The organism is Kluyvera huaxiensis, assembly GCF_040149365.1.
GTDB lineage: Bacteria > Pseudomonadota > Gammaproteobacteria > Enterobacterales > Enterobacteriaceae > Kluyvera > Kluyvera intermedia_A.
Genome location: NZ_JBEFLV010000007.1, coordinates 62,754 through 83,073, shown reverse-complemented (window position 1 = coordinate 83,073; position 20,320 = coordinate 62,754). Strand labels below are relative to the sequence as shown.

Genomic DNA, 20,320 nt, shown 5'->3' with positions numbered 1-20,320 from the left:
CGCGTGGTGGCGTGTTTTTTAATATATGAATTGTGATTTTTTTATTTATTAGTTAACGAAACGCTTAATGAATTGTTGAATTGATATGTGAATCGAATATAAGAATTTATGAAGCTTCTGCGGCAGTATTTCACAATGTAGCCGCTTGATACGGCTACATGTTTATCTCACTCGAAAGTCTCTTTTTATTTTACGTATGCGAGCAGGCTCAGTGAGTCACGAGCCAGCGCTTTGCATTTTTTCGCGGTTGGGATGCCTATGCCGCTCAGGTCGCGGTAGCTATCTTCACCCAGTGCCTTCATGTTGAAGGTATCGTAGTTGCTCAGATCCCACTGGTTTTGCTGGGCAAAAAAGACCAGCGCACGACGAATTTGCGTATTAGGCAGGTTCTGGTAGCCACAGTCATTTTTCAGGAACACAAATACCGCCGTCAAATCGGCCATATCTTCCGCTTCAGACTCGCTTAATGCATAGCTCGAGCTGGATATCGCCAGTAGCGATCCAAGCAGCACAGTTCGGAAAAACATCGTCATTTCTTATACCTTACATCGTCGATATTCAACGTTAACATACTTCCCAACGGGACGGGGAGCATTATTCGCCGCTTTATGCTTGACCTTCCCGCAGGGGTAGGGTTTAAGCTCAATTAATCACCAGAAGCCGAAAAGGATGTAACGATGCATCGTCGTGATTTTATCAAACTGGGTGCCGCTATCGGCGCCGTCAGCGCCTTGCCTCTGTGGAGTCGGGCGGTATTCGCCGCCGAACGGGCCACGCTTCCCATTCCTGCTTTACTTACTGCTGATGCGAATAACCAGATACTGCTTAACGTGCAGTCTGGGAAGACGCAGTTTGGTGGGAAAACAGCAACCACCTGGGGATACAACGGCAGTCTTTTAGGCCCGGCTATACAGCTGGAGCAATGGAAGCCGGCGACGGTGAAAATTAGCAACAGCCTGGCCGAAGAAACCACCGTGCACTGGCATGGGCTGGAGGTCTCTGGCGATGTTGACGGTGGGCCGCAAGGCGTCATTCAGCCCGGAGCTAGCCGTACCATCAGCTTCACGCCAACGCAGCGCGCGGCGACCTGTTGGTTCCACCCGCATCAGCACGGAAAAACCGGGCATCAGGTCGCGATGGGGCTGGCAGGGCTGGTGTTGATTGACGATGAAGACACCCGCAAGCTGATGCTGCCAAAACAGTGGGGTATCGATGATATTCCGGTGATTATGCAGGATAAGAAATTCACCGCAGCGGGTGAAATTGACTACCAGCTCGATATTATGAGTGCGGCGGTCGGCTGGTTTGGCGATACCCTGCTGACCAACGGCATTCAGTATCCGCAGCACGCTCCGCCGCGCGGCTGGGTGCGATTGCGTCTGCTGAACGGCTGTAACGCCCGCTCGCTGACGATTGCCGCCAGCGATAAGCGCGCGCTGTACGTGATTGCCAGCGACGGCGGTCTGCTGGCGGAGCCGGTTCAGGTTAGCGAACTGCCGATGCTGATGGGCGAGCGTTTTGAAGTGCTGGTGGATGTGCGTGACGGCAAACCGTTTGACCTGGTTACGCTGCCGGTGACGCAGATGGGGATGGCCGTTGCGCCATTTGACAAGGCGGTACCGATCCTGCGCGTGCAGCCGGTGGGGATTCCCGGTTCGGGTACGCTGCCGGATTCGTTGGCCTCTATGCCCGCGCTTCCTTCGCTGGACGGACTGACCCAGCGTAAGCTTCAGCTATCGATGGACCCGATGCTCGACATGATGGGGATGCAGGCGCTGATGAAGAAGTACGGCAATCAGGCGATGGGCGGCATGGACCACGGCAATATGATGGGACATGGCAGCATGGAAATGGATCACGGTGGAATGGGCAACATGAATCATGGTACCGGTGGGTTCGATTTCCATAACGCTAACCGTATTAACGGAAAAGCATTTGATATGAATGAGCCGATGTTTGCCGCAACGAAAGGGCAATACGAGCGCTGGGTGATTTCCGGTGAAGGCGACATGATGCTGCATCCATTCCATATCCACGGCACTCAGTTCCGTATTTTACGTGAAAATGGCCAGGCTCCGGCGGCACATCGTACGGGCTGGAAAGATACGGTACGTGTGGAAGGCGGGGTGAGTGAAGTGTTGGTGAAGTTCGACCACGAGGCGTCGAAAGAGAACATGTACATGGCGCACTGTCACCTGCTGGAACATGAAGATACCGGCATGATGCTCGGATTTACCGTCTAAGAAAATGATCGGGTGGCAATTTTGCCATCCGTTAAAACAGGATGTTCTTAAAAGGGACATCCGCCATTTCGTTGCTAAACATTGCGGATATACTGACATGATTAACACTAAATCATGAGGTTAGAATGGGGCTTTTCCGCAATTTACTCACTGCACTTTTTGTCATGATGATGGCAATTTCAGCGCATGCTGAAATGAAAATGGAACACCATAATATCCCACAGCTCAATTTGAGCATAGATATTCCTCAGACTTTAACGCCAATGTCTGATGAAATGGCGAAGATTAAATACCCTTCTGAAAATCGTCCTCAGGTAATTTATGGTGATGAGCGCGGTAAAGCATCCCTCGGGATTAGCGCTGGGCGCCACGCGCTGCCTGCTTCGCAAATTGAGATGGCCAAAGACGCAACGGTGAAGATGCTGGCTAACTTCAAGCCGCAGGCTGAAGCCGTAACGGTGGACGGACATAAAGCGTGGCTGATTACCTTCCGTTCGCAGGCCCCGGATACCGAAATACTGAATATGATGCTGATAACTTCACAAAACGATAAAGCGGTACAGGCAGCATTCAATATGACTAAAGATCTGGTCCCACAGTATCAGGATGCGGCTAGGGCTTCTCTGCTGTCGCTGAAATTCAATCGCTAAATGTCGTTGATGATTGATGCATAAAAAAACGCCCGCAAAGTTTGCGGGCGTTTTTACTGATGACGAGAGTGGGGGTTACTTCACGTCATCCGGGAGTGCATAGGCCACAATATAGTCGCCCATTTTGGTGCCAAACGAACCGTGACCGCCGGCAGAGATGACAACATACTGCTTGCCATCCACTTCATAGGTCATCGGCGTTGCCTGGCCGCCTGCTGGCAGACGTCCTTGCCACAGTTTCTCACCGTTGCTCATGTTATAAGCGCGCAGGTAGTTATCCGCGGTGGCGGCGATAAACAGCACGTTACCGGCCGTTGAAATTGGGCCGCCCAGCATCGGCATCCCCATATTAAACGGCAGTGGAATTGGCATTGGGAACGGCAGACTATCCTGCGGTGTACCCAGACGTTTTTTCCACACCACTTCGTTGGTCTTCAGATCCAGCGCCGAAATGTAACCCCAAGCCGGCTGTTTGCACGGCAGGCCAAACGGTGACAGGAAGGCGTTCAGCGTCACGCCAAACGGTACGCCATACTGCGGCTGAATACCGGACTCGGTACCGCTGGATTTCGCATCTTTCGGCGGCTCCATCGGGTTGCCCGGGCCGCGTGGGATCAGTTTCGACACGAACGGCAGCGCCATTGGGTTGGCAATGGCTACCTGACGGTTCGGATCGACAGAGATACCGCCCCATTCAAACATCCCCAGGTTCCCTGGGAACACCAGCGTGCCTTGTTCAGACGGTGGCGTGAAGATGCCTTCATAGCGCATCTGATGGAACATTACGCGGCACACCAACTGGTCAAACATGGTGGCGCCCCACATATCCGCGCCGGTCAGATCTTTCTTCGGACGGAAGCTCAGGTCAGAGAATGGCTGAGTTTTGCTGACGTAGTCACCTTTCGCCGCACCCTGTGGTACCGGTTTTTCCGGTGCGGGAACGACAAGCTCGCCGTTACGACGATCCAGCACGAAGATGTTGCCGGTTTTCGCTGGTGCATAGACGACCGGGACTTTTTTGCCGTTAACCGTAATATCCGCAAGCGTTGGCTGAGACGGCATATCCATATCCCACAGGTCGTGGTGTACGGTTTGATAGCTCCAGGCCAGCTTACCGGTGGTCGCATTCAGTGCCACAATCGAGCTCGCGTAGCGTTCCTGCTCTGGAGTACGGTTTCCGCCCCAGATATCCGGCGTGGTCACGCCCATAGGCAGATAAACCAGGTCCAGCTTCGCATCATAGGCGGCTGGCGCCCACGAGTTTGGCGAGTTGAGCGTGTAATGGTGTTCGTCATCCGGGATGACGTTCGGGTCTTTGGCACCTGGATCGAAGGCCCACAGCAGCTTGCCGCTGTTGATGTCAAAACCACGAATCACGCCTGAAGGCTCGCGGGTTGAGAAGTTATCGGTGACAGCACCGGCAATCACAATCACTTTATCGGTGACGATAGGCGGTGAAGTCGGTTCGTACATCCCCGGCGTAGTCACCGGCATGTTGGTCTGCAGATTGAGGATGCCTTTGTTAGCAAAGGACTCGCACAGCTTACCGGTATCGGCGTTGAGCGCAAAGATACGACCGTCGTTCACCGGCAGGATGATGCGACGCGGACAGTCGGCCACCACATCCGGTGAAGCGTTATCGGCAGTGGCTTCATGGTATGAAACGCCGCGACAGGTCACGTGCTGGAAGCTTGGGTCGGTGCCCAGCTGCGGGTCGAAGTGCCACTTCTCTTTACCGGTTGCTGCATCCAGTGCAAACACGCGCTGGTGGGCGGTACACAGATACAGCATGTTGCCGATTTTAATCGGCGTTACTTCATTGGTGATTTCACCCGGATCGTTAGGCTGCTTCAGGTCGCCGGTGCGGAACACCCACGCTTCCTTCAGGTTGTGCACGTTATCCGCGTTGATTTGCTTGAGCGGGGAGAAACGCTGGCCTTCCTGATTGCGCCCATAAGCCGGCCAATCCTGATCGGCAACCTGCGAGATAGGCTCGGCAGGTGTGGCATCGGCGCTCAGCGTACCGTTGACCTCCTGTGGGTCGTTGAAGCCCGCCCAGGTGAGGATCCCGGCGCTAATCAGCAGGGCAACCAGCAGAGCGGCTACCGCGCCGCTGGAAGGCACCACCAGACGATGCCAGACGAATGGCAAAATCAGCCACACGCCAAAGATAACCAGCACATCGCTGCGCGGCGTCAGCGCCCAGAAGTCGAAGCCGACTTCCCAAACGCCCCAGACCATGGTGGCGACCAGCAGTATGGCATAGAGCCACAGCGCTGAACGCTTTGCCCGCCACAGCATGGCGGTAATGCCCAGCATCACCAGACCGGCGATCGGGTAGTACCAGGAGCCGCCGATGGCGACCAGCCATATGCCGCCGATTAACAAATACAGCCCGCAGAATGCGGCGAAGAGGGCCGTTAGCCTCACGAGTAACCGTGATTGTTGAGATTTTGTTTCTGCCATAGAAAGGTGTCCATTCGTTTGTTAATTATTGCTTTCATTTCATTATAGGATTTAACAAGTGTGATCGAAATCACAAAATGAGCTTTATTATCCAATTAGCCGCCCGATCCGTTTTGCTGGTATACTTTCCCGCTTGCTGATCAATCTGCTGGCTCTGGGTTAACGGGTTGAGTGATTTACATTTAAAATCATGTGGTTAGTTAAATGAAACATACTGTTGAAGTGATGATCCCGGAAGCGGAGATCAAAGCGCGTATCGCCGAATTGGGTCGTCTGATTAACGAGCGCTATCAAGATAGCGGCAGCGAAATGGTGTTAGTGGGCCTGCTGCGCGGTTCGTTCATGTTCATGGCTGATCTGTGCCGCGAAGTACAGGTTCCGCACGAAGTCGATTTTATGACGGCATCCAGCTATGGCAGCGGTATGTCCACCACCCGCGACGTGAAAATCCTCAAAGATCTCGACGAAGATATTCGTGGCAAAGACGTGCTGATCGTTGAAGACATTATCGATTCAGGTAATACCCTGTCGAAAGTGCGTGAAATTCTGGGGCTGCGTGAACCGAAGTCTCTGGCTATCTGTACGTTGCTGGATAAACCGTCCCGCCGCGAAGTAGAAGTGCCGGTTGAGTTTATCGGCTTCTCCATCCCTGACGAGTTCGTGGTCGGTTACGGTATCGACTACGCGCAGCGTTATCGCCATCTGCCTTACGTGGGCAAAGTGGTGATGCTGGACGAGTAATTTTGCATGAAGTGCCTGAGGGCGCTTCGCTTATCGGGCCTATGGATGCAGATTCGTAGGCCGGGTAAGGCGTTATCGCCGCCACCCGGCATAAGCGGTCTATTTGTGATTGATGTGCTTTAACTTGAGGTTGGAAATCCCATGGCGGTAACGCTGTTCCAGGGTTTCGCGGCTAGTGGCGGTAACATCAAGATCGCGCAGCAGGCCATCGTGAATGCCGTAAGCCCAACCGTGAATCATCACCTTCTGACCGCGCTTCCATGCCGATTGCATAATCGTGGAATGGCCGAGGTTATACACCTGTTCCATCACGTTCAGTTCGCACAGCGTATCAAGGCGACGTTCCGGCGGCATCTCGCCAAGCAATGAGCTATGTTTGAACCAGATATCGCGGATGTGCAGCAGCCAGTTGTCGATAAGCCCTAATTCTGGATTTTCTATCGCCGCCTGAACGCCGCCGCAGCCGTAGTGACCACAGATAATAATGTGTTCAACTTCCAGCACATCAACGGCATACTGCACCACGGAAAGGCAGTTGAGATCGGTGTGAATCACCAGGTTGGCCACATTACGGTGAACAAACAGTTCGCCAGGTTCGAGTCCGGTCAAACGTTCGGCAGGAACGCGGCTGTCAGAACACCCAATCCATAAAAAGCGCGGTTTTTGCGCTTGCGACAGTTTCTCAAAAAAACCGGGATCCTCTTCTACCAGCATTTTTGACCATAGTGCGTTATTGCTGATGAGTGTATCTATGTCGTTCATGGAGGCTGTAACCAAGTAAATTGCGTTGGGCTAATATAGGGCAACTCCTGATTTATTAAAACCAAATATCAAGTATCAGAATGTAAGGTAAGCGAAAATCTATGACCATTGCACTGGAATTAGAGCAACTGACAAAGACCTATCCCGGCGGCGTTAAGGCGTTGCGTGGGATAGATTTAAAAGTTGAAGCCGGCGATTTTTACGCGCTTCTGGGGCCGAATGGCGCGGGGAAATCGACCACCATCGGCATTATCAGTTCGCTGGTGAATAAGACATCCGGGCGCGTTAGCGTCTTTGGCTACGACCTGCAAAAGGACGTGGTCAATGCGAAACGCCAGCTGGGGCTGGTGCCGCAAGAATTTAACTTCAACCCATTTGAAACCGTGCAGCAAATCGTGGTGAACCAGGCGGGCTACTACGGCGTAGAATATAAAGAAGCGATGATTCGCAGCGAAAAGTACCTCAAGCAGCTCGATTTGTGGGAAAAACGCAACGAACGTGCACGGATGCTTTCCGGTGGGATGAAGCGTCGTCTGATGATTGCCCGTGCGCTGATGCACGAGCCAAAACTGCTGATTCTTGATGAGCCCACGGCGGGCGTAGATATCGAACTGCGTCGCTCAATGTGGGGGTTCCTCAAGGATCTCAACGATAAAGGCACCACTATTATCCTCACCACGCACTATCTGGAAGAGGCAGAAATGCTGTGCCGCAATATCGGCATTATCCAGCGCGGTGAGTTGGTGGAAAACACCTCGATGAAAAACCTGCTTTCCAAACTGAAGTCAGAGACCTTTATCCTCGACCTGGCACCAAAAAGCCCGCTGCCGAAGCTGGAAGGCTACCAGTACAGTCTGGTCGATACCTCGACGCTGGAAGTTGAAGTGCTGCGCGAGCAGGGGATTAATAGCGTCTTCGCCCAGCTCAGTGCGCAGGGCGTTCAGGTGCTGAGTATGCGTAACAAAGCGAACCGTCTGGAAGAGCTGTTTGTTTCGTTGGTTCATGAAAAACAAGGAGATGACGCATGATGCAGCTTTATTGGGTCGCGCTGAAAAGCATCTGGGCGAAAGAGATCCACCGCTTTATGCGTATATGGGTACAGACGCTGGTGCCACCCGTCATCACCATGACGCTGTACTTTATTATCTTCGGCAACCTGATTGGCTCGCGGATTGGTGAAATGCATGGTTTTAGCTACATGCAGTTTATCGTGCCGGGCCTAATCATGATGGCGGTTATCACCAACGCCTATGCTAACGTCGCCTCGTCGTTCTTCAGCGCCAAGTTCCAGCGCAACATCGAAGAGCTGCTGGTGGCGCCGGTGCCGACGCACGTCATCATTGCCGGGTTTGTTGGCGGCGGTGTGGCGCGCGGTCTGTGCGTGGGCGTGCTGGTGACTGCGATTTCGCTGTTCTTCGTGCCATTCCAGGTGCACTCATGGGTCTTTGTGGCGCTCACGCTGATACTGACCGCGGTGCTGTTCTCGCTGGCTGGGTTGTTGAATGCGGTATTTGCCAAAACCTTTGACGACATTAGTCTGATCCCGACCTTCGTGCTAACGCCGCTGACTTACCTTGGCGGGGTGTTCTATTCTCTGACTTTGCTGCCTCCGTTCTGGCAGGCGCTGTCGCACCTGAACCCGATCGTCTACATGATTAGCGGCTTCCGCTACGGTTTCCTCGGCATTAACGATGTGCCGCTGGTAACAACCTTCGGCGTGCTGGTGGTGTTTATTGCTGCCTTCTACCTGCTTTGCTGGTATCTCATCCAGCGCGGACGCGGTCTGCGTAGCTAATTACGCTGTTATTCCCGGCAGTTAACACCTGCCGGGATGCGTTTTTTGACAGTCATCACCCCAATATATCGATTGCTTCGCTAAACTACTTGCCTGCTAAGGAGGCAAGCTATGTTGGGTTGGGTGATTTCCTGCCATGACGATCGCGCACAGGAACTGCTGGATCGTCTGGAAAAAAAATATGGTCCGCTACCGCAATGTCGAGCGGTAAATTATTGGCGTGGACTGAGCGCCAATATGCTCAGTCGCATGATGTGTGAAGCGCTACACCAGACCGATTCTGGCGACGGTGTTATCTTTCTTACTGACAGCGCAGGCGCCGCGCCGTATCGTGTGGCATCGCTGATGAGCCATAAACACAGCGGCTGTGAAGTGATCGCCGGTATCCATTATTCATTGCTTGAGCAAATGATTCCCGTGCGCGAGTCAATGAGCAGCAGCGATTTTCGCCAGCGTATCGTTGAGCTGGGAACGCCCGGGGTGACTAGCCTGTGGCATCAGCAGCAGAAAAATCCTCCCTTCGTTCTACTCCATGATTTGTATGAGAATTAAACGTTGGTATTGATGCGGCTTTTGTTACAATAGTCAGGTCGGTTCCCGCTTTGGTTATTGTTGATGGCTATACGCGCTGTTGTATTACTGCTTGTGTTTCTCTCCGGTGGCGCTGCTGCTTTACCTATGCGTTATATGCAAACCACCGAAGATGCGACGGTCTGGGCGCGCATTGGTAATAAAACGATGACGGTGGGGAATCTGCGGGCGGGGCAAATCATCGCCATCGAGCCGGACGTTGAGGATTATTACACCTTCAATTTTGGCTTTGGCAAAGGCTTCATCGACAAAGGTCATCTTGAGCCGGTGCAGGGGCGTCAGCGGGTTGAGGATGGACTTGGTGATTTAAATAAGCCTCTCAGCAACCAGAACCTGATGACGTGGAAAGATACCCCGATCTATAGCGCTCCGGACATTAGCAGCGCACCGTTCGGTACGTTGGCGGAGAACCTGCGCTATCCGGTTATCAACCGACTCAAAGATCACCTTAACCAGACCTGGTATCAAATCCGCATTGGCGATCGCCTGGCCTATATTAGCGCGCTGGATGCGCAGCCAGATAACGGTATTCCGGTGCTCACATACCACCATATTCTGCGTGATGAAGAAAACACCCGTTTTCGCCATACGTCTACCACCACTTCCGTGCGTGCCTTCAGCAACCAAATGACCTGGCTGCGTGATATGGGCTATACCACGCTGACGATGTATCAGCTCGAAGACTACATACATAATCGCGCTAATTTACCTGCGCGAGCGGTGGTTATTACCTTCGATGATGGTCTGAAATCAGTCAGTCGCTACGCCTGGCCGGTGCTGCATCAGTACGGCATGAAAGCAACCGCGTTTATTATTTCGTCGCGCATCAAGCGTCACCCGCAAAAGTGGGCGCCGAAATCGCTGCAGTTTATGAGCGTCTCTGAACTGGAAGAGATTAAAGATGTGTTCGATTTCCAGTCGCATACCCATTTCCTGCATCGGGTGGATGGTTATCGCCGGCCGATTTTGCTTAGCCGCAGCTACCACAACATTCTGTTTGATTTTGAGCACTCGCGGCGGGCCCTGGCGCAGTTCAATCCGCACGTGCTGTACCTTTCCTACCCGTTTGGCGGTTATAACGCTACGGCGGTGAAGGCGGCGGGTGATGCTGGTTTTCATCTGGCGGTGACGACGGTGAAAGGAAAAGTGAAGCCGGGGGATAATCCGATGCTGCTCAAACGACTGTATATTCTGCGGACGGATTCGCTGGAGACGATGGCGCGGTTAGTCAGTAACCAGCCGCAGGGATAAGCTGGCGCTCAGCGAATGCCGGGCGCCAGTGAATATCAGGCAACCTGTACCGGAATGGCTTTCGCCGTCCGTTTCATTTCATTGTCGCCTTCAAAATAGGCTACGTTTGGGCGCCAGGTGCGGGCTTCTTCGTCAGACATGGTGACAAAGCTGGCGATGATGACGATATCGCCAACATCGGCGTTATGCGCAGCCGCACCGTTAACGGAGATGATTTTAGAACCCCGTTCGGCAGCAATGGCGTAGGTTGAGAAACGCTTGCCGTTGTTCACATTCCAGATATCAATGGCTTCGTTTTCCAGGATCCCTGCAGCGTCAAGGAAGTCCTGATCAATCGCGCAGGAACCTTCATAGTGCAGGTCGGACTGCGTGACCTTAACGCGGTGGAGTTTGCCCTGCAGCATAGTGCGAATCATAGCGTCTACCTTTAATTCTTAACGGAAACAAAGCAGCCAGCGGCTACCTTGAGAAATTTGGCAGGCAGTATTGCCCGATTTAAACCAGGTGTCTATATGCTATTCACCGGGCTTTCGATTAATTGCGTATCATCACTCACAATGCTCTGCAACCGTTGTCGTGTCGCAAGAATGCTACCATTCATGTAGCCAAAGCACGGCTTAGAAGCGGTGAGTTGAGTCGCTATTTACCGGGAGCCCGGACCGGCTAAACGCCGCCGGGCTCTGGGGACTGGCGTTAGAGCTCTACGCTTTGATTATCAATCAAACGCGCTTTACCAAGCCAGGCGGCCATCAGGATTACCGCACGTTTGCTGTTTTCCGTCAGCTCGAGCAGGGTATCCGCGTCGCGGATCTGAATATCGTCCGCACGGAAGCCTTTTTCGTTCAACGCCTGCTCAGCAAGGGTGATTATCTCATCCTGATCGCGCTCGCCGGCCTTCAACTTCTCCGCCACGCTGCTGAGTACTTTATACAGCCCTGGGGCAATTTTGCGCTGATCAGCCGTCAGATAACCGTTGCGCGAACTCAGCGCCAGACCGTCTTTGGCACGGATAATTGGTACGCCGACAATCTCGATGTCATAGCCCATATCCGCCACCATTTTGCGCAGGAGCGCCAGCTGCTGGAAGTCTTTCTCACCAAAGCAGGCAATGTCAGGTTGAATCAGGTTGAACAGCTTGCTGACAATCGTTGAGACGCCGCGGAAGTGACCCGGACGGCTGGCACCTTCGAGCATGGTGGATAAACCCGGCACATCAACGAAGGTGTGGCTTTCCGTTCCCTGCGGATAGATTTCAGCGATGGCTGGTGCAAAGACGTAATCCACTTTGCGCTTATTCAGCTTCTCGCAGTCTTCCTGAAGAGTCCGTGGATAGTTGGCCAGATCCTCGGCGCGGTCGAACTGCATCGGGTTGACGAAGATGCTGACGATGACCACATCGGCCCGCGTTTTGGCCTCTTCAACCAGCGTCATATGGCCGTCGTGCAGGTTGCCCATTGTCGGGACCAAGGCGACACGTTTGCCTTCCTGACGCAGGCGACGGATATGCTGACGCAGCAGCGGCAGGGTTTCGATAATTAGCACAACAAGACTCCTTAATGGAAACTGTGTTCTTCGCCCGGATAGACCCCGGACTCCACTTCAGCCATATACTGCCGCACCGCGGCGCGCATGTCGCCCGCTTCGGCGAGGAAATTTTTTGCGAATTTAGGAATATGGCCGCCGGTGATACCGAAAGCGTCGTGCATCACCAGGATCTGCCCGTCGGTGACGTTGCCGGCTCCAATACCGATAACCGGAATCGACAGCGCTTCGGTGACGCGCTGCGCCAGCGCAACCGGCACGCACTCCAATACCAGCAGCTGTGCACCCGCCGCTTCCAGAGCCAGCGCATCGTCAAGCAGTACCTGACCGGCGTCGCCGCGTCCCTGAACTTTGTAGCCACCAAAGATATTGACCGACTGCGGCGTTAATCCCAGGTGTCCGCATACCGGTACGGCGCGGTCGGTGAGCATTTTCACCGTATCGACCAGCCAGGCTCCGCCTTCGATTTTGACCATATTGGCGCCCGCGCGCATAACGGTGGCGGCATTTTCAAACGCTTGCTCAGGGGTGGCGTAAGCCATAAACGGCAGATCGGACAGCAGCAGGCAGTTTGGCGCACCGCGACGAACGGCGCGGGTATGATAAGCAATATCTTCAACGGTTACTGGCAGGGTGGAGTCGTGCCCCTGCACCGTCATCCCCAGGGAATCGCCAACCAGCATCACGTTAATACCCGCGTCAGCGAATAGTTTGGCAAAGCTGTAATCGTAAGCCGTAATGGTAGCGAAGCGTTTTTTCTCTTGCTTGCATTTCTGCAATACCGCGATGGTGGTCGGTTTCATAATAATCCCTGATGATAAGGTCAAATTACCCGGCATTTTAACAGCCGAATTCAGGGGGGCAATTATTTTAGGCAAGCGGTTCCCCGTAAAGCAGGGAACGTTAAAAATGAGAGCTGTACGCTACCAGAGGGCGGGTTTTTCAGCGCCCAGGGTATCAAGGCGTTGCTGCAGGCTGATGTCGTCAGGGAAGGTCAGAGAAGGGGCGATTTCATACAGCGGCCACAGCATAAAGCCGCGATTGTACATATCGTAGTGAGGCACGGTCAGATTATCGGTATGAATTATCGCCTGACCAAACAGCATGATGTCTAAATCGAGGGTGCGTGGCCCCCAGCGCTCGGCTTTGCGTACGCGGCCCTGCTGCAGTTCAATGCGCTGGGTATGACTCAGCAGAACTTCGGGTGCCAGCGTGGTCTCCAGCGCTACGGCAGCATTCAGATAATCTGGCTGATCCTGTGGGCCGAGCGGCGGCGTGCGGTAAAAAGAGGATACCGCGACAAGACGTGTGTCAGGGATTTCCCCGAGCGCCTTGACGGCAGCATTCACCTGCTCAAGCGGCGAGGCGAGGTTGCTGCCGAGTGCGATATAAACCAGCGTCACGCGCTGCCCTCGCGACGCGGGGCACGTTTACGCGGGCGGCGATGGCGGCGGCGGTTATCCGGCTCGTCATCCAGCTCGTTCAGCATATCTTTTTGTGCCGGCGGTGCCACAACCTGGAACTCGCTCCACCATTGGGTGAGGCGCTGCAGTTCATGGTTATTTTCGGCTTCAGCACGTAGCGCCAGCAGATCGTAGGCCGCGCGGAATTTTGGATGTTCCATCAGCTTCCACGCGCGTTTGCCCTGACGACGGGACATCCGCAGCTGTAGCTGCCAGATATCACGCACCAGCGCGGTGATTCGTTTTGGAATCGCCAGCGAACGACAGGCTTCATCCAATACGTCGTTCATCGCCAGCGCGAAGGCATCGTGATAGGCCAGACCGCTTTCCTGGGCAATTTTCTGCGCCATTTCCAGCAGCGGATACCAGAACATCGCGGCGAACAAGAACGCCGGATTGACGCGCATATCGTTATGAATGCGGTTATCGGTGTTCTTCAGCACCTGCGCAATGATGCGCTCCATCGGGCTATCACCGTCTTCGGTGAAATAGCGGGTGATGGTTGGGAACAGCGGCTGGAACAGGTTGTATTCACGCAGCAGCTTGTAAGTTTCATAGCCGTAGCCTGCTTGCAGCAGTTTGAGCGCTTCTTCAAACAGACGCGCCGGCGGCACGTCGTTCATCAGCGTCGCCAGACGTGGAATCGGCTCGGCGGTTTCCGGGCTGATACGCATACTCAGCTTGGCGGCAAAGCGCACGGCGCGCAGCATACGCACCGGATCTTCACGGTAGCGGGTTTCCGGAACACCAATCAGGCGAATCACGCCGTCAGACAGGTCCTGCATACCGCCAACGTAGTCGCGGACGGTAAAGTCGGCCACGCTGTAGTAAAGGCTGTTGATGGTAAAGTCGCGGCGCTGGGCGTCATCTTCAATAGAACCGAAGATATTATCGCGCAGCAGCATGCCGTTTTGCCCACGCTGGGAGGTGGTGCGGTCAGACTGACCATCTTCGTGATGACCACGGAAGGTGGCGACCTCGATAATTTCCGGGCCAAACATGACGTGAGCCAGGCGGAAGCGGCGACCAACCAGGCGGCAGTTACGGAACAGCTTACGCACCTGGTCGGGCGTGGCGCTGGTGGTCACATCGAAATCTTTTGGTTTTTTGCCTAAAAGCAGGTCGCGGACACCCCCGCCGACGAGGTAGGCCTCGTAGCCTGCTTTGTTTAGACGATAAAGAACCTTGAGGGCGTTCTCGCTAATATCTTTGCGGGAAATAGCGTGCTGCTCGCGCGGAATGACAGTCATAACAGGCTCAGCAACGGCGTTTTCAGCCTCGCTCTCCTCACGGCTTAGCACCTTGCGGCAGAAATTAGCGACTCGGGTAAAAATGGTGCACCTCGGTAATATCAGTATCCAGGACAAAAAAATAGCGGCTAATCATAGCTCAGCATAACGCGTTTGAGAATGGCGGATTGATCTTCGCCGTCTCGGGTACGGTAGAAAGCGACCATTTAGCGACCGCATTTTGCAATAAATCCGCCGTACTGAAATCCTGCCATTGCGCCGGGATATCCTGTCCCAAAAAGCGTAGTGCCTGAATGAGGACCGGACGTGGATCGCCGTGAGGCAAAGCAGGTGCATGATTTTGCTTGGAAAGTTTAGCACCTTCTGCAGTCAATGCCAGCGGCAGATGAATATAGTCAGGAGCTTGCCAGCCAAACTGCTGGTAGAGCGAAATCTGTCGCACGGTCGGTTCAATTAAATCGGCGCCGCGAACAATTTCGCTCACCCCCTGAAAATGGTCGTCGACAACGACCGCCAGGTTATAGGCAAAAAGACCATCACGACGATGAATAATGAAGTCTTCGCGGGCCAGTCGTTCATCGGCCTGAAGCGTGCCGCGCAGAAGATCGTTAAATTCCAGCACCGGATGCAGTTGGCGCAGCCGTAAAGCGGCGTTCTCTGGACCATTTCTCAGGGCCCGACAGTGGCCGTCATAGGTACCACCGATACTCTGAATGCGCGCGCGCGTGCAGGTACAGAAATAGCATAAATCCTGATTTTTCAACCAGGCCAGCGCCTCACGGTAGGCGTCATGACGCTGAGACTGCCACAGAACGTCACCGTCCCAGAGCAGGCCGTAATGTTCCAGCTGATGCAAAATGGTGGTTGCAGCACCGGGAACTTCACGAGGGGGATCGATATCTTCGATGCGAACTCGCCAGATACCCTGTTGGGCGCGAGCCTGTAGATAGCTGCCAAGCGCAGCAATCAGCGAGCCGAAATGGAGTTCACCGGAAGGTGAAGGGGCGAAACGCCCTATATAAGGTTGTAATGACATGTTTATAAAAATAAAAAACAACAAGGCGGGAAGTGACTCCCGCCTTGAAGATAGAGTGTTAGCGTTCTATCAACCTGCCATCTGCTTTTCGCGGATTTCTGCCAGCGTTTTGCAGTCAATACACAGGTCGGCCGTTGGGCGCGCTTCCAGACGACGAATACCAATTTCAACACCACAGGATTCGCAGTAGCCGAAATCTTCATCTTCGACTTTCTTCAACGTCTTCTCGATCTTTTTGATCAGCTTACGTTCACGATCGCGGTTACGCAGTTCGAGGCTGAACTCTTCTTCCTGTGCGGCACGGTCAACCGGGTCCGGGAAGTTTGCAGCTTCGTCCTGCATGTGAGTAACGGTGCGATCGACTTCATCCCTAAGTTGATTACGCCATGCTTCAAGAATACGTCGGAAGTGCGCTAGCTGGGCTTCGTTCATATACTCTTCGCCCGGTTTCACCTGGTACGGCTCCACCCCTGCGATGGACAGAATACTCAGGGACGATGTTTTACGGTTTTGCCCTTCTTGCATGTTGTTTCTCCTTAACACGCACTATCGATCCCCGTGTTCGGGGGAAAAATCAGGCCGCTATAAATAACAGATGCTTTTCCGGTTGGCAATTATCTAAACGTAACACTTGACAATGCTGTGAGGAAAAGCGTATTTGCGCCGCAGCCCGAACACTTTCTATGCAAATTAACCCGAAACTAACGTCACGGGTAACGGCGATATCAGAGTCATATTATCGGCAGAAAGTTCCGCTTTATAAGCCAAAATCTCCACCCCCTTGTTGTGCGCCTCGTTCAATAGCTTTGCGTATTTGGCATCAATATGGTGTGCAGGAGAGAAATATTCAATGGCTGAGTGCAAGATTGCAAACAGTAAAACGGCGCGCTCTCCGTTCGCCACAACGCCCATAAGCTCGCGTAAATGCTTCTGACCCCGCGCCGTTACTGCATCGGGGAAATAACCAAACTCATTTTCTGCAAGCGTTACCGACTTTACTTCAATATAGCATCTGGGGCGATCATCTGCCTGTAACAGAATATCTATCCGGCTTCCTTCCTCGCCATATTTCACCTCGCTTTTCAGCGTGTTGTAGCCGGTAAGTTCAGGAATACTCTCTGCGTTTATTGCCTCTTTTGCTAAGGTATTTGCTCGTAACGTATTTACGCAGATAAATGCACCGTTTTGCGTCTGAGTGAGTTCCCATGTGTGCGGATACTTACGTTTGGTATTTTCGGATGTTGAATACCACACGGTATCGCCCGGCGTTGCGCAACCGGTCATCGCGCCGGTGTTTGGGCAGTGAAGGGTAAAGACTTGGCCCGAAGGCGTGACCACGTCGGCCAGAAATCGTTTATAGCGTTTAATGAGCGTGGCGGACTGGAGCGGCGGCGTGAACTGCATCAGATTTCCTTAATTATTCGCTGAGCGTCCAGCGCTGTAATGGCGTATACCGCGTGCGCCCTCCGGCATAGCGCGATTCGTACAGAACAAACTCCGTCACCGGAAAGTCCCAATGAAAGCCGGGTGCGGGAATGGACACCGCCTGTCCGGCGTTGCGTAGCAGCGTCAGGTGTGGGTGGAACGGCTGCGGGCTTTGATAACATCCGCTGCGGGCGGCCTGCGCGCGCAGCATATTGGCTAACTGTAACAGCCCGCGCGGCGGCTGGCGCGTGCCAAGGCAGACCACGCGAGAGCGCAGCCACTGCCCGGCATCGTCGAGGTGCAGCGTAAAACCAGGCTGACGAATACGTCCGGCCATTGCCGCCAGCGCGCGCTGTTTTTCTGCGCTCACCTCGCCGAGAAACGCCAGCGTCATGTGCATATTGGCGGCGGCTACGGGCACACCGGCATCGGCGGGAAAATTATCCGCTCGCCACTGCACCAGTTGCTTCTGAATTTTCGCCGGGATCTCAATGGCGAAAAACAGTCTTTTTGACTCAGACATCGTGGGTACTCGGTTATGAATTGACGCGATGCTACAATGTACGCCGTTTAATGTTAACCCCTGGAGCCATTCGTGTCCCTGTTGCCGGTCGCAAGCATCCTTCCTGAACTCCTTCTCGCCTTACGGCAATCCCCGCAGGTGCTACTTAATGCGCCGACGGGAGCGGGCAAATCAACCTGGCTGCCGTTGCAAATTTTACGCGACGGCGCGATTGAAGGGCGCATCCTGCTGCTGGAGCCACGTCGGCTGGCGGCGCGTAACGTTGCGCAACGTCTGGCGGAACTGTTGGGCGAAAAACCGGGCGAGACGGTGGGCTACCGAATGCGCGCCGAAACCTGCGTTGGCGCGGATACCCGGCTGGAGGTGGTGACTGAAGGGATCCTGACCCGCATGATCCAGCACGATCCTGAACTTTCGGGTGTGGGGCTGGTTATCCTTGATGAATTCCATGAGCGCAGCCTGCAGGCGGATCTGGCGCTGGCTCTGCTGCTGGATGTACAGCAAGGGCTCCGCGACGATCTCAAGCTGCTTATCATGTCGGCGACGCTGGATAACGACAAACTCCAGCGGCTGCTGCCACAGGCACCGACCATTATCTCAGAAGGACGCGCTTTCCCAGTTGAACGCCGCTATCAGTCGTTGCCGTCGCATCAGCGCTTTGATGAAGCGGTGGCGATAGCCACGGCTGAGTTGTTGCGCAATGAGCCAGGTTCGCTGTTGTTATTTTTACCCGGCGTCGGTGAGATCCAGCGGGTGCAGAATTATCTAGCTGAACGGGTGGCTGACGATGTGCTGCTTTGTCCTTTATATGGTGCATTGCCGCTTAACGAACAGCGGCAGGCGATTCTTCCCGCGCCAGCGGGGAAACGTAAGGTGGTGCTGGCGACCAATATTGCTGAAACCAGCCTGACTATTGAAGGTATTCGGCTGGTGGTGGACAGCGCGCAGGAGCGCGTGGCGCGTTTTGATGTGCGCACCGGGCTGACGCGGTTGTTAACCCAGCGCGTCAGCCAGGCGTCGATGACTCAGCGCGCCGGGCGTGCCGGGCGACTGGAGCCGGGCGTCTGCGTGCATCTGCTGGCGAAAGAGCAGGCGGAACGCGCGGCGGCGCAGAGCGATGCGGAAATTTTACAAAGCGATCTGTCGTCACTGCTGCTGGAGCTGCTGCAGTGGGGTTGCGTCGATCCAGCGCAGCTTAGCTGGCTGGATCAACCGCCTACCATTAACCTGGCGGCGGCTCGTCGGCTGTTGACGCAGCTTGCGGCGCTGGCTGATGACCGTTTGACGGCGAAAGGGCAAAAAATGGCAACGCTGGGCAACGATCCGCGTCTGGCGGCAATGTTGGTGGCAGCGCAAACCGATGATGAAGTGGCGACGGCCGCACGCCTGGCGGCGATTCTCGAAGAGCCGCCGCGCGGAACAAATCATGACTTGTTACAGGCATTTTCCCGCCCGCAGGGTCAGTGGCAGCAGCGTAGCCAGCAGCTTTGCAAGCGCCTGAACCGCCGCGCTGGGCAGCCGGACAGCGATGCCATTCCTGCGCTGTTAGCGCAAGGGTTTCCTGACCGTATCGCCCGTCGACGCGGGCAGGAAGGGCGTTATCAACTGGCGAACGGAATGGGGGCGATGCTGGACGCGGACGATGCGTTAAATCGCCACGAATGGCTGATTGCGCCGCTATTGTTACAGGGCAATGCTGCGCCGGATGCGCGTATTTTGCAGGCCTGCGCGCTGGATATCGATGCGTTGACCGCCCGTTGCCCCTCGTTGCTTCAACAATCTGACACGATTGAGTGGGATGATACTCAGGGGACCTTAAAAGCCCTGCGACGTAGCCAGATTGGCCAGCTAACGCTAAGCGTACGCCCGCTGGCAAAACTGTCCGAAAGCGAACTGCATCAGGCGATGCTCACCGGCATTCGCGAGAAAGGATTGAGCGTGCTTAACTGGACGAGTGCTGCGCAGCAGCTACGCTTGCGTTTACAGTGCGCTGCACAGTGGCTGCCGGAAGAGGCGTGGCCCGCTGTGGATGATGCAACGTTGCTCGATGAACTGGAAACCTGGTTGTTGCCGCATATGACCGGCGTCCACTCTCTGCGTGGGCTGAAATCTGTGGATATTTACCAGGCGCTGCGCGACCGGTTGCCATGGTCATTACAACAACGTCTGGAGAGTTCTTTGCCAACTCATTACACTGTGCCGACGGGAAGCCAAATCGCCATTCGCTACGATGAAGATAATCCACCGGCGTTAGCGGTGCGGATGCAGGAAATGTTTGGCGAAGCCAGTACGCCGACCATCGCCCAGGGGCGAGTGGCTTTGGTGCTGGAGCTGCTTTCACCCGCCCAGCGACCGCTACAGATAACCCGCGATTTAAGCGCGTTCTGGCAAGGGGCGTATCGCGAGGTGCAAAAAGAGATGAAAGGGCGCTATCCGAAACACGTCTGGCCGGACGATCCGGCGAATACCGCGCCCACGCGGCGGACGAAGAAGTATTCATGATGGTACCAGCCCGGCTGAGACGTTGACGCCGGGGAGCAAAATTGAGAGATATCTTCTTCTGTCCTGTGACAGAAGAATTG

At 54.4% G+C, this 20,320-nt stretch carries 20 protein-coding genes; 8 read left to right on the top strand and 12 right to left on the bottom strand.

Annotated features, from left to right (window positions below):
• Positions 1-185: 185 nt before the first annotated feature.
• Positions 186-533, bottom strand: a complete 348-nt coding sequence (locus tag ABOC97_RS09395; RefSeq protein ID WP_052283002.1) for a YacC family pilotin-like protein — start codon at positions 531-533, stop codon at positions 186-188.
• A 144-nt stretch (positions 534-677) separates the two neighbouring features.
• Between ABOC97_RS09395 and cueO the strand changes: the two genes are divergently transcribed.
• Both cueO and ABOC97_RS09385 read left to right on the top strand, forming a co-directional pair.
• Complete coding sequence (gene cueO / locus ABOC97_RS09390) at positions 678-2,243, top strand: multicopper oxidase CueO (RefSeq protein WP_349596692.1); 1,566 nt, start codon at positions 678-680, stop codon at positions 2,241-2,243.
• A gap of 200 nt (positions 2,244-2,443) precedes the next feature.
• Entirely contained in the window at positions 2,444-2,893 is a 450-nt protein-coding gene (locus ABOC97_RS09385) for a hypothetical protein (protein ID WP_349596689.1), read from the top strand.
• 75 nt (positions 2,894-2,968) lie between these two features.
• On the opposite strand, the gene ABOC97_RS09380 is transcribed toward ABOC97_RS09385, so the two are convergent.
• Positions 2,969-5,359: a glucose/quinate/shikimate family membrane-bound PQQ-dependent dehydrogenase gene (locus ABOC97_RS09380; protein WP_349596686.1), complete on the bottom strand. Its 2,391-nt coding sequence runs from the start codon at positions 5,357-5,359 to the stop codon at positions 2,969-2,971.
• A gap of 204 nt (positions 5,360-5,563) precedes the next feature.
• Here ABOC97_RS09380 and hpt point away from each other — a divergent pair, with 204 nt between their 5' ends.
• Complete coding sequence (hpt, locus tag ABOC97_RS09375) at positions 5,564-6,100, top strand: hypoxanthine phosphoribosyltransferase (RefSeq protein WP_234505223.1); 537 nt, start codon at positions 5,564-5,566, stop codon at positions 6,098-6,100.
• Positions 6,101-6,199: 99 nt separating this feature from the next.
• On the opposite strand, the gene can is transcribed toward hpt, so the two are convergent.
• A complete protein-coding gene (can, locus tag ABOC97_RS09370) occupies positions 6,200-6,862 on the bottom strand; it encodes a carbonate dehydratase (protein ID WP_234505221.1) in 663 nt (220 codons plus the stop codon).
• Positions 6,863-6,963: 101 nt separating this feature from the next.
• Between can and ABOC97_RS09365 the strand changes: the two genes are divergently transcribed.
• From ABOC97_RS09365 to ABOC97_RS09350, 4 genes are all read left to right on the top strand, one after another.
• Positions 6,964-7,890, top strand: a complete 927-nt coding sequence (locus ABOC97_RS09365) for an ABC transporter ATP-binding protein (protein ID WP_349596681.1) — start codon at positions 6,964-6,966, stop codon at positions 7,888-7,890.
• On the top strand, positions 7,887-8,657 hold the full coding sequence (locus ABOC97_RS09360) for an ABC transporter permease (RefSeq protein WP_349596678.1): 771 nt from the start codon (positions 7,887-7,889) through the stop codon (positions 8,655-8,657). Before ABOC97_RS09365 ends, ABOC97_RS09360 begins: the two co-directional genes overlap by 4 nt.
• A 111-nt stretch (positions 8,658-8,768) precedes the next feature.
• The gene (locus tag ABOC97_RS09355; RefSeq protein WP_349596675.1) at positions 8,769-9,209 is read left to right on the top strand and encodes a PTS sugar transporter subunit IIA; all 441 of its coding nucleotides are present in this window, start codon (positions 8,769-8,771) and stop codon (positions 9,207-9,209) included.
• Between the two features lie 63 nt (positions 9,210-9,272).
• Positions 9,273-10,499, top strand: a complete 1,227-nt coding sequence (locus tag ABOC97_RS09350; protein WP_349596672.1) for a polysaccharide deacetylase family protein — start codon at positions 9,273-9,275, stop codon at positions 10,497-10,499.
• A 35-nt stretch (positions 10,500-10,534) separates the two neighbouring features.
• Here the strand turns inward: ABOC97_RS09350 and panD are convergent, their stop codons facing one another.
• The 9 genes from panD to thpR form a co-directional block, all read right to left on the bottom strand.
• Positions 10,535-10,915, bottom strand: coding sequence for an aspartate 1-decarboxylase (gene panD / locus ABOC97_RS09345; RefSeq protein ID WP_052282994.1), 381 nt, complete (start codon positions 10,913-10,915; stop codon positions 10,535-10,537).
• Positions 10,916-11,192: 277 nt separating this feature from the next.
• Complete coding sequence (panC, locus tag ABOC97_RS09340; protein ID WP_349596667.1) at positions 11,193-12,041, bottom strand: pantoate--beta-alanine ligase; 849 nt, start codon at positions 12,039-12,041, stop codon at positions 11,193-11,195.
• An 11-nt stretch (positions 12,042-12,052) separates the two neighbouring features.
• A complete protein-coding gene (panB, locus tag ABOC97_RS09335) occupies positions 12,053-12,844 on the bottom strand; it encodes a 3-methyl-2-oxobutanoate hydroxymethyltransferase (protein WP_349596664.1) in 792 nt (263 codons plus the stop codon).
• Positions 12,845-12,964: 120 nt separating this feature from the next.
• The gene (gene folK / locus ABOC97_RS09330; RefSeq protein WP_349596661.1) at positions 12,965-13,444 is read right to left on the bottom strand and encodes a 2-amino-4-hydroxy-6-hydroxymethyldihydropteridine diphosphokinase; all 480 of its coding nucleotides are present in this window, start codon (positions 13,442-13,444) and stop codon (positions 12,965-12,967) included.
• Complete coding sequence (pcnB, locus tag ABOC97_RS09325) at positions 13,441-14,838, bottom strand: polynucleotide adenylyltransferase PcnB (RefSeq protein WP_349596972.1); 1,398 nt, start codon at positions 14,836-14,838, stop codon at positions 13,441-13,443. The genes folK and pcnB overlap by 4 nt, the downstream gene beginning before the upstream one ends.
• A 55-nt stretch (positions 14,839-14,893) precedes the next feature.
• Entirely contained in the window at positions 14,894-15,790 is an 897-nt protein-coding gene (gene gluQRS, locus ABOC97_RS09320) for a tRNA glutamyl-Q(34) synthetase GluQRS (RefSeq protein WP_349596658.1), read from the bottom strand.
• Between the two features lie 69 nt (positions 15,791-15,859).
• Positions 15,860-16,315, bottom strand: coding sequence for an RNA polymerase-binding protein DksA (dksA, locus tag ABOC97_RS09315; protein ID WP_035891939.1), 456 nt, complete (start codon positions 16,313-16,315; stop codon positions 15,860-15,862).
• 165 nt (positions 16,316-16,480) lie between these two features.
• Positions 16,481-17,194: a DNA/RNA nuclease SfsA gene (sfsA, locus tag ABOC97_RS09310; RefSeq protein WP_349596654.1), complete on the bottom strand. Its 714-nt coding sequence runs from the start codon at positions 17,192-17,194 to the stop codon at positions 16,481-16,483.
• Between the two features lie 13 nt (positions 17,195-17,207).
• Positions 17,208-17,738 (bottom strand): RNA 2',3'-cyclic phosphodiesterase, encoded by a 531-nt coding sequence (thpR, locus tag ABOC97_RS09305; RefSeq protein WP_349596651.1) that lies wholly within the window; start codon positions 17,736-17,738, stop codon positions 17,208-17,210.
• Positions 17,739-17,810: 72 nt separating this feature from the next.
• Here thpR and hrpB point away from each other — a divergent pair, with 72 nt between their 5' ends.
• The gene (hrpB, locus tag ABOC97_RS09300) at positions 17,811-20,240 is read left to right on the top strand and encodes an ATP-dependent helicase HrpB (RefSeq protein ID WP_349596648.1); all 2,430 of its coding nucleotides are present in this window, start codon (positions 17,811-17,813) and stop codon (positions 20,238-20,240) included.
• Positions 20,241-20,320: the final 80 nt, after the last annotated feature.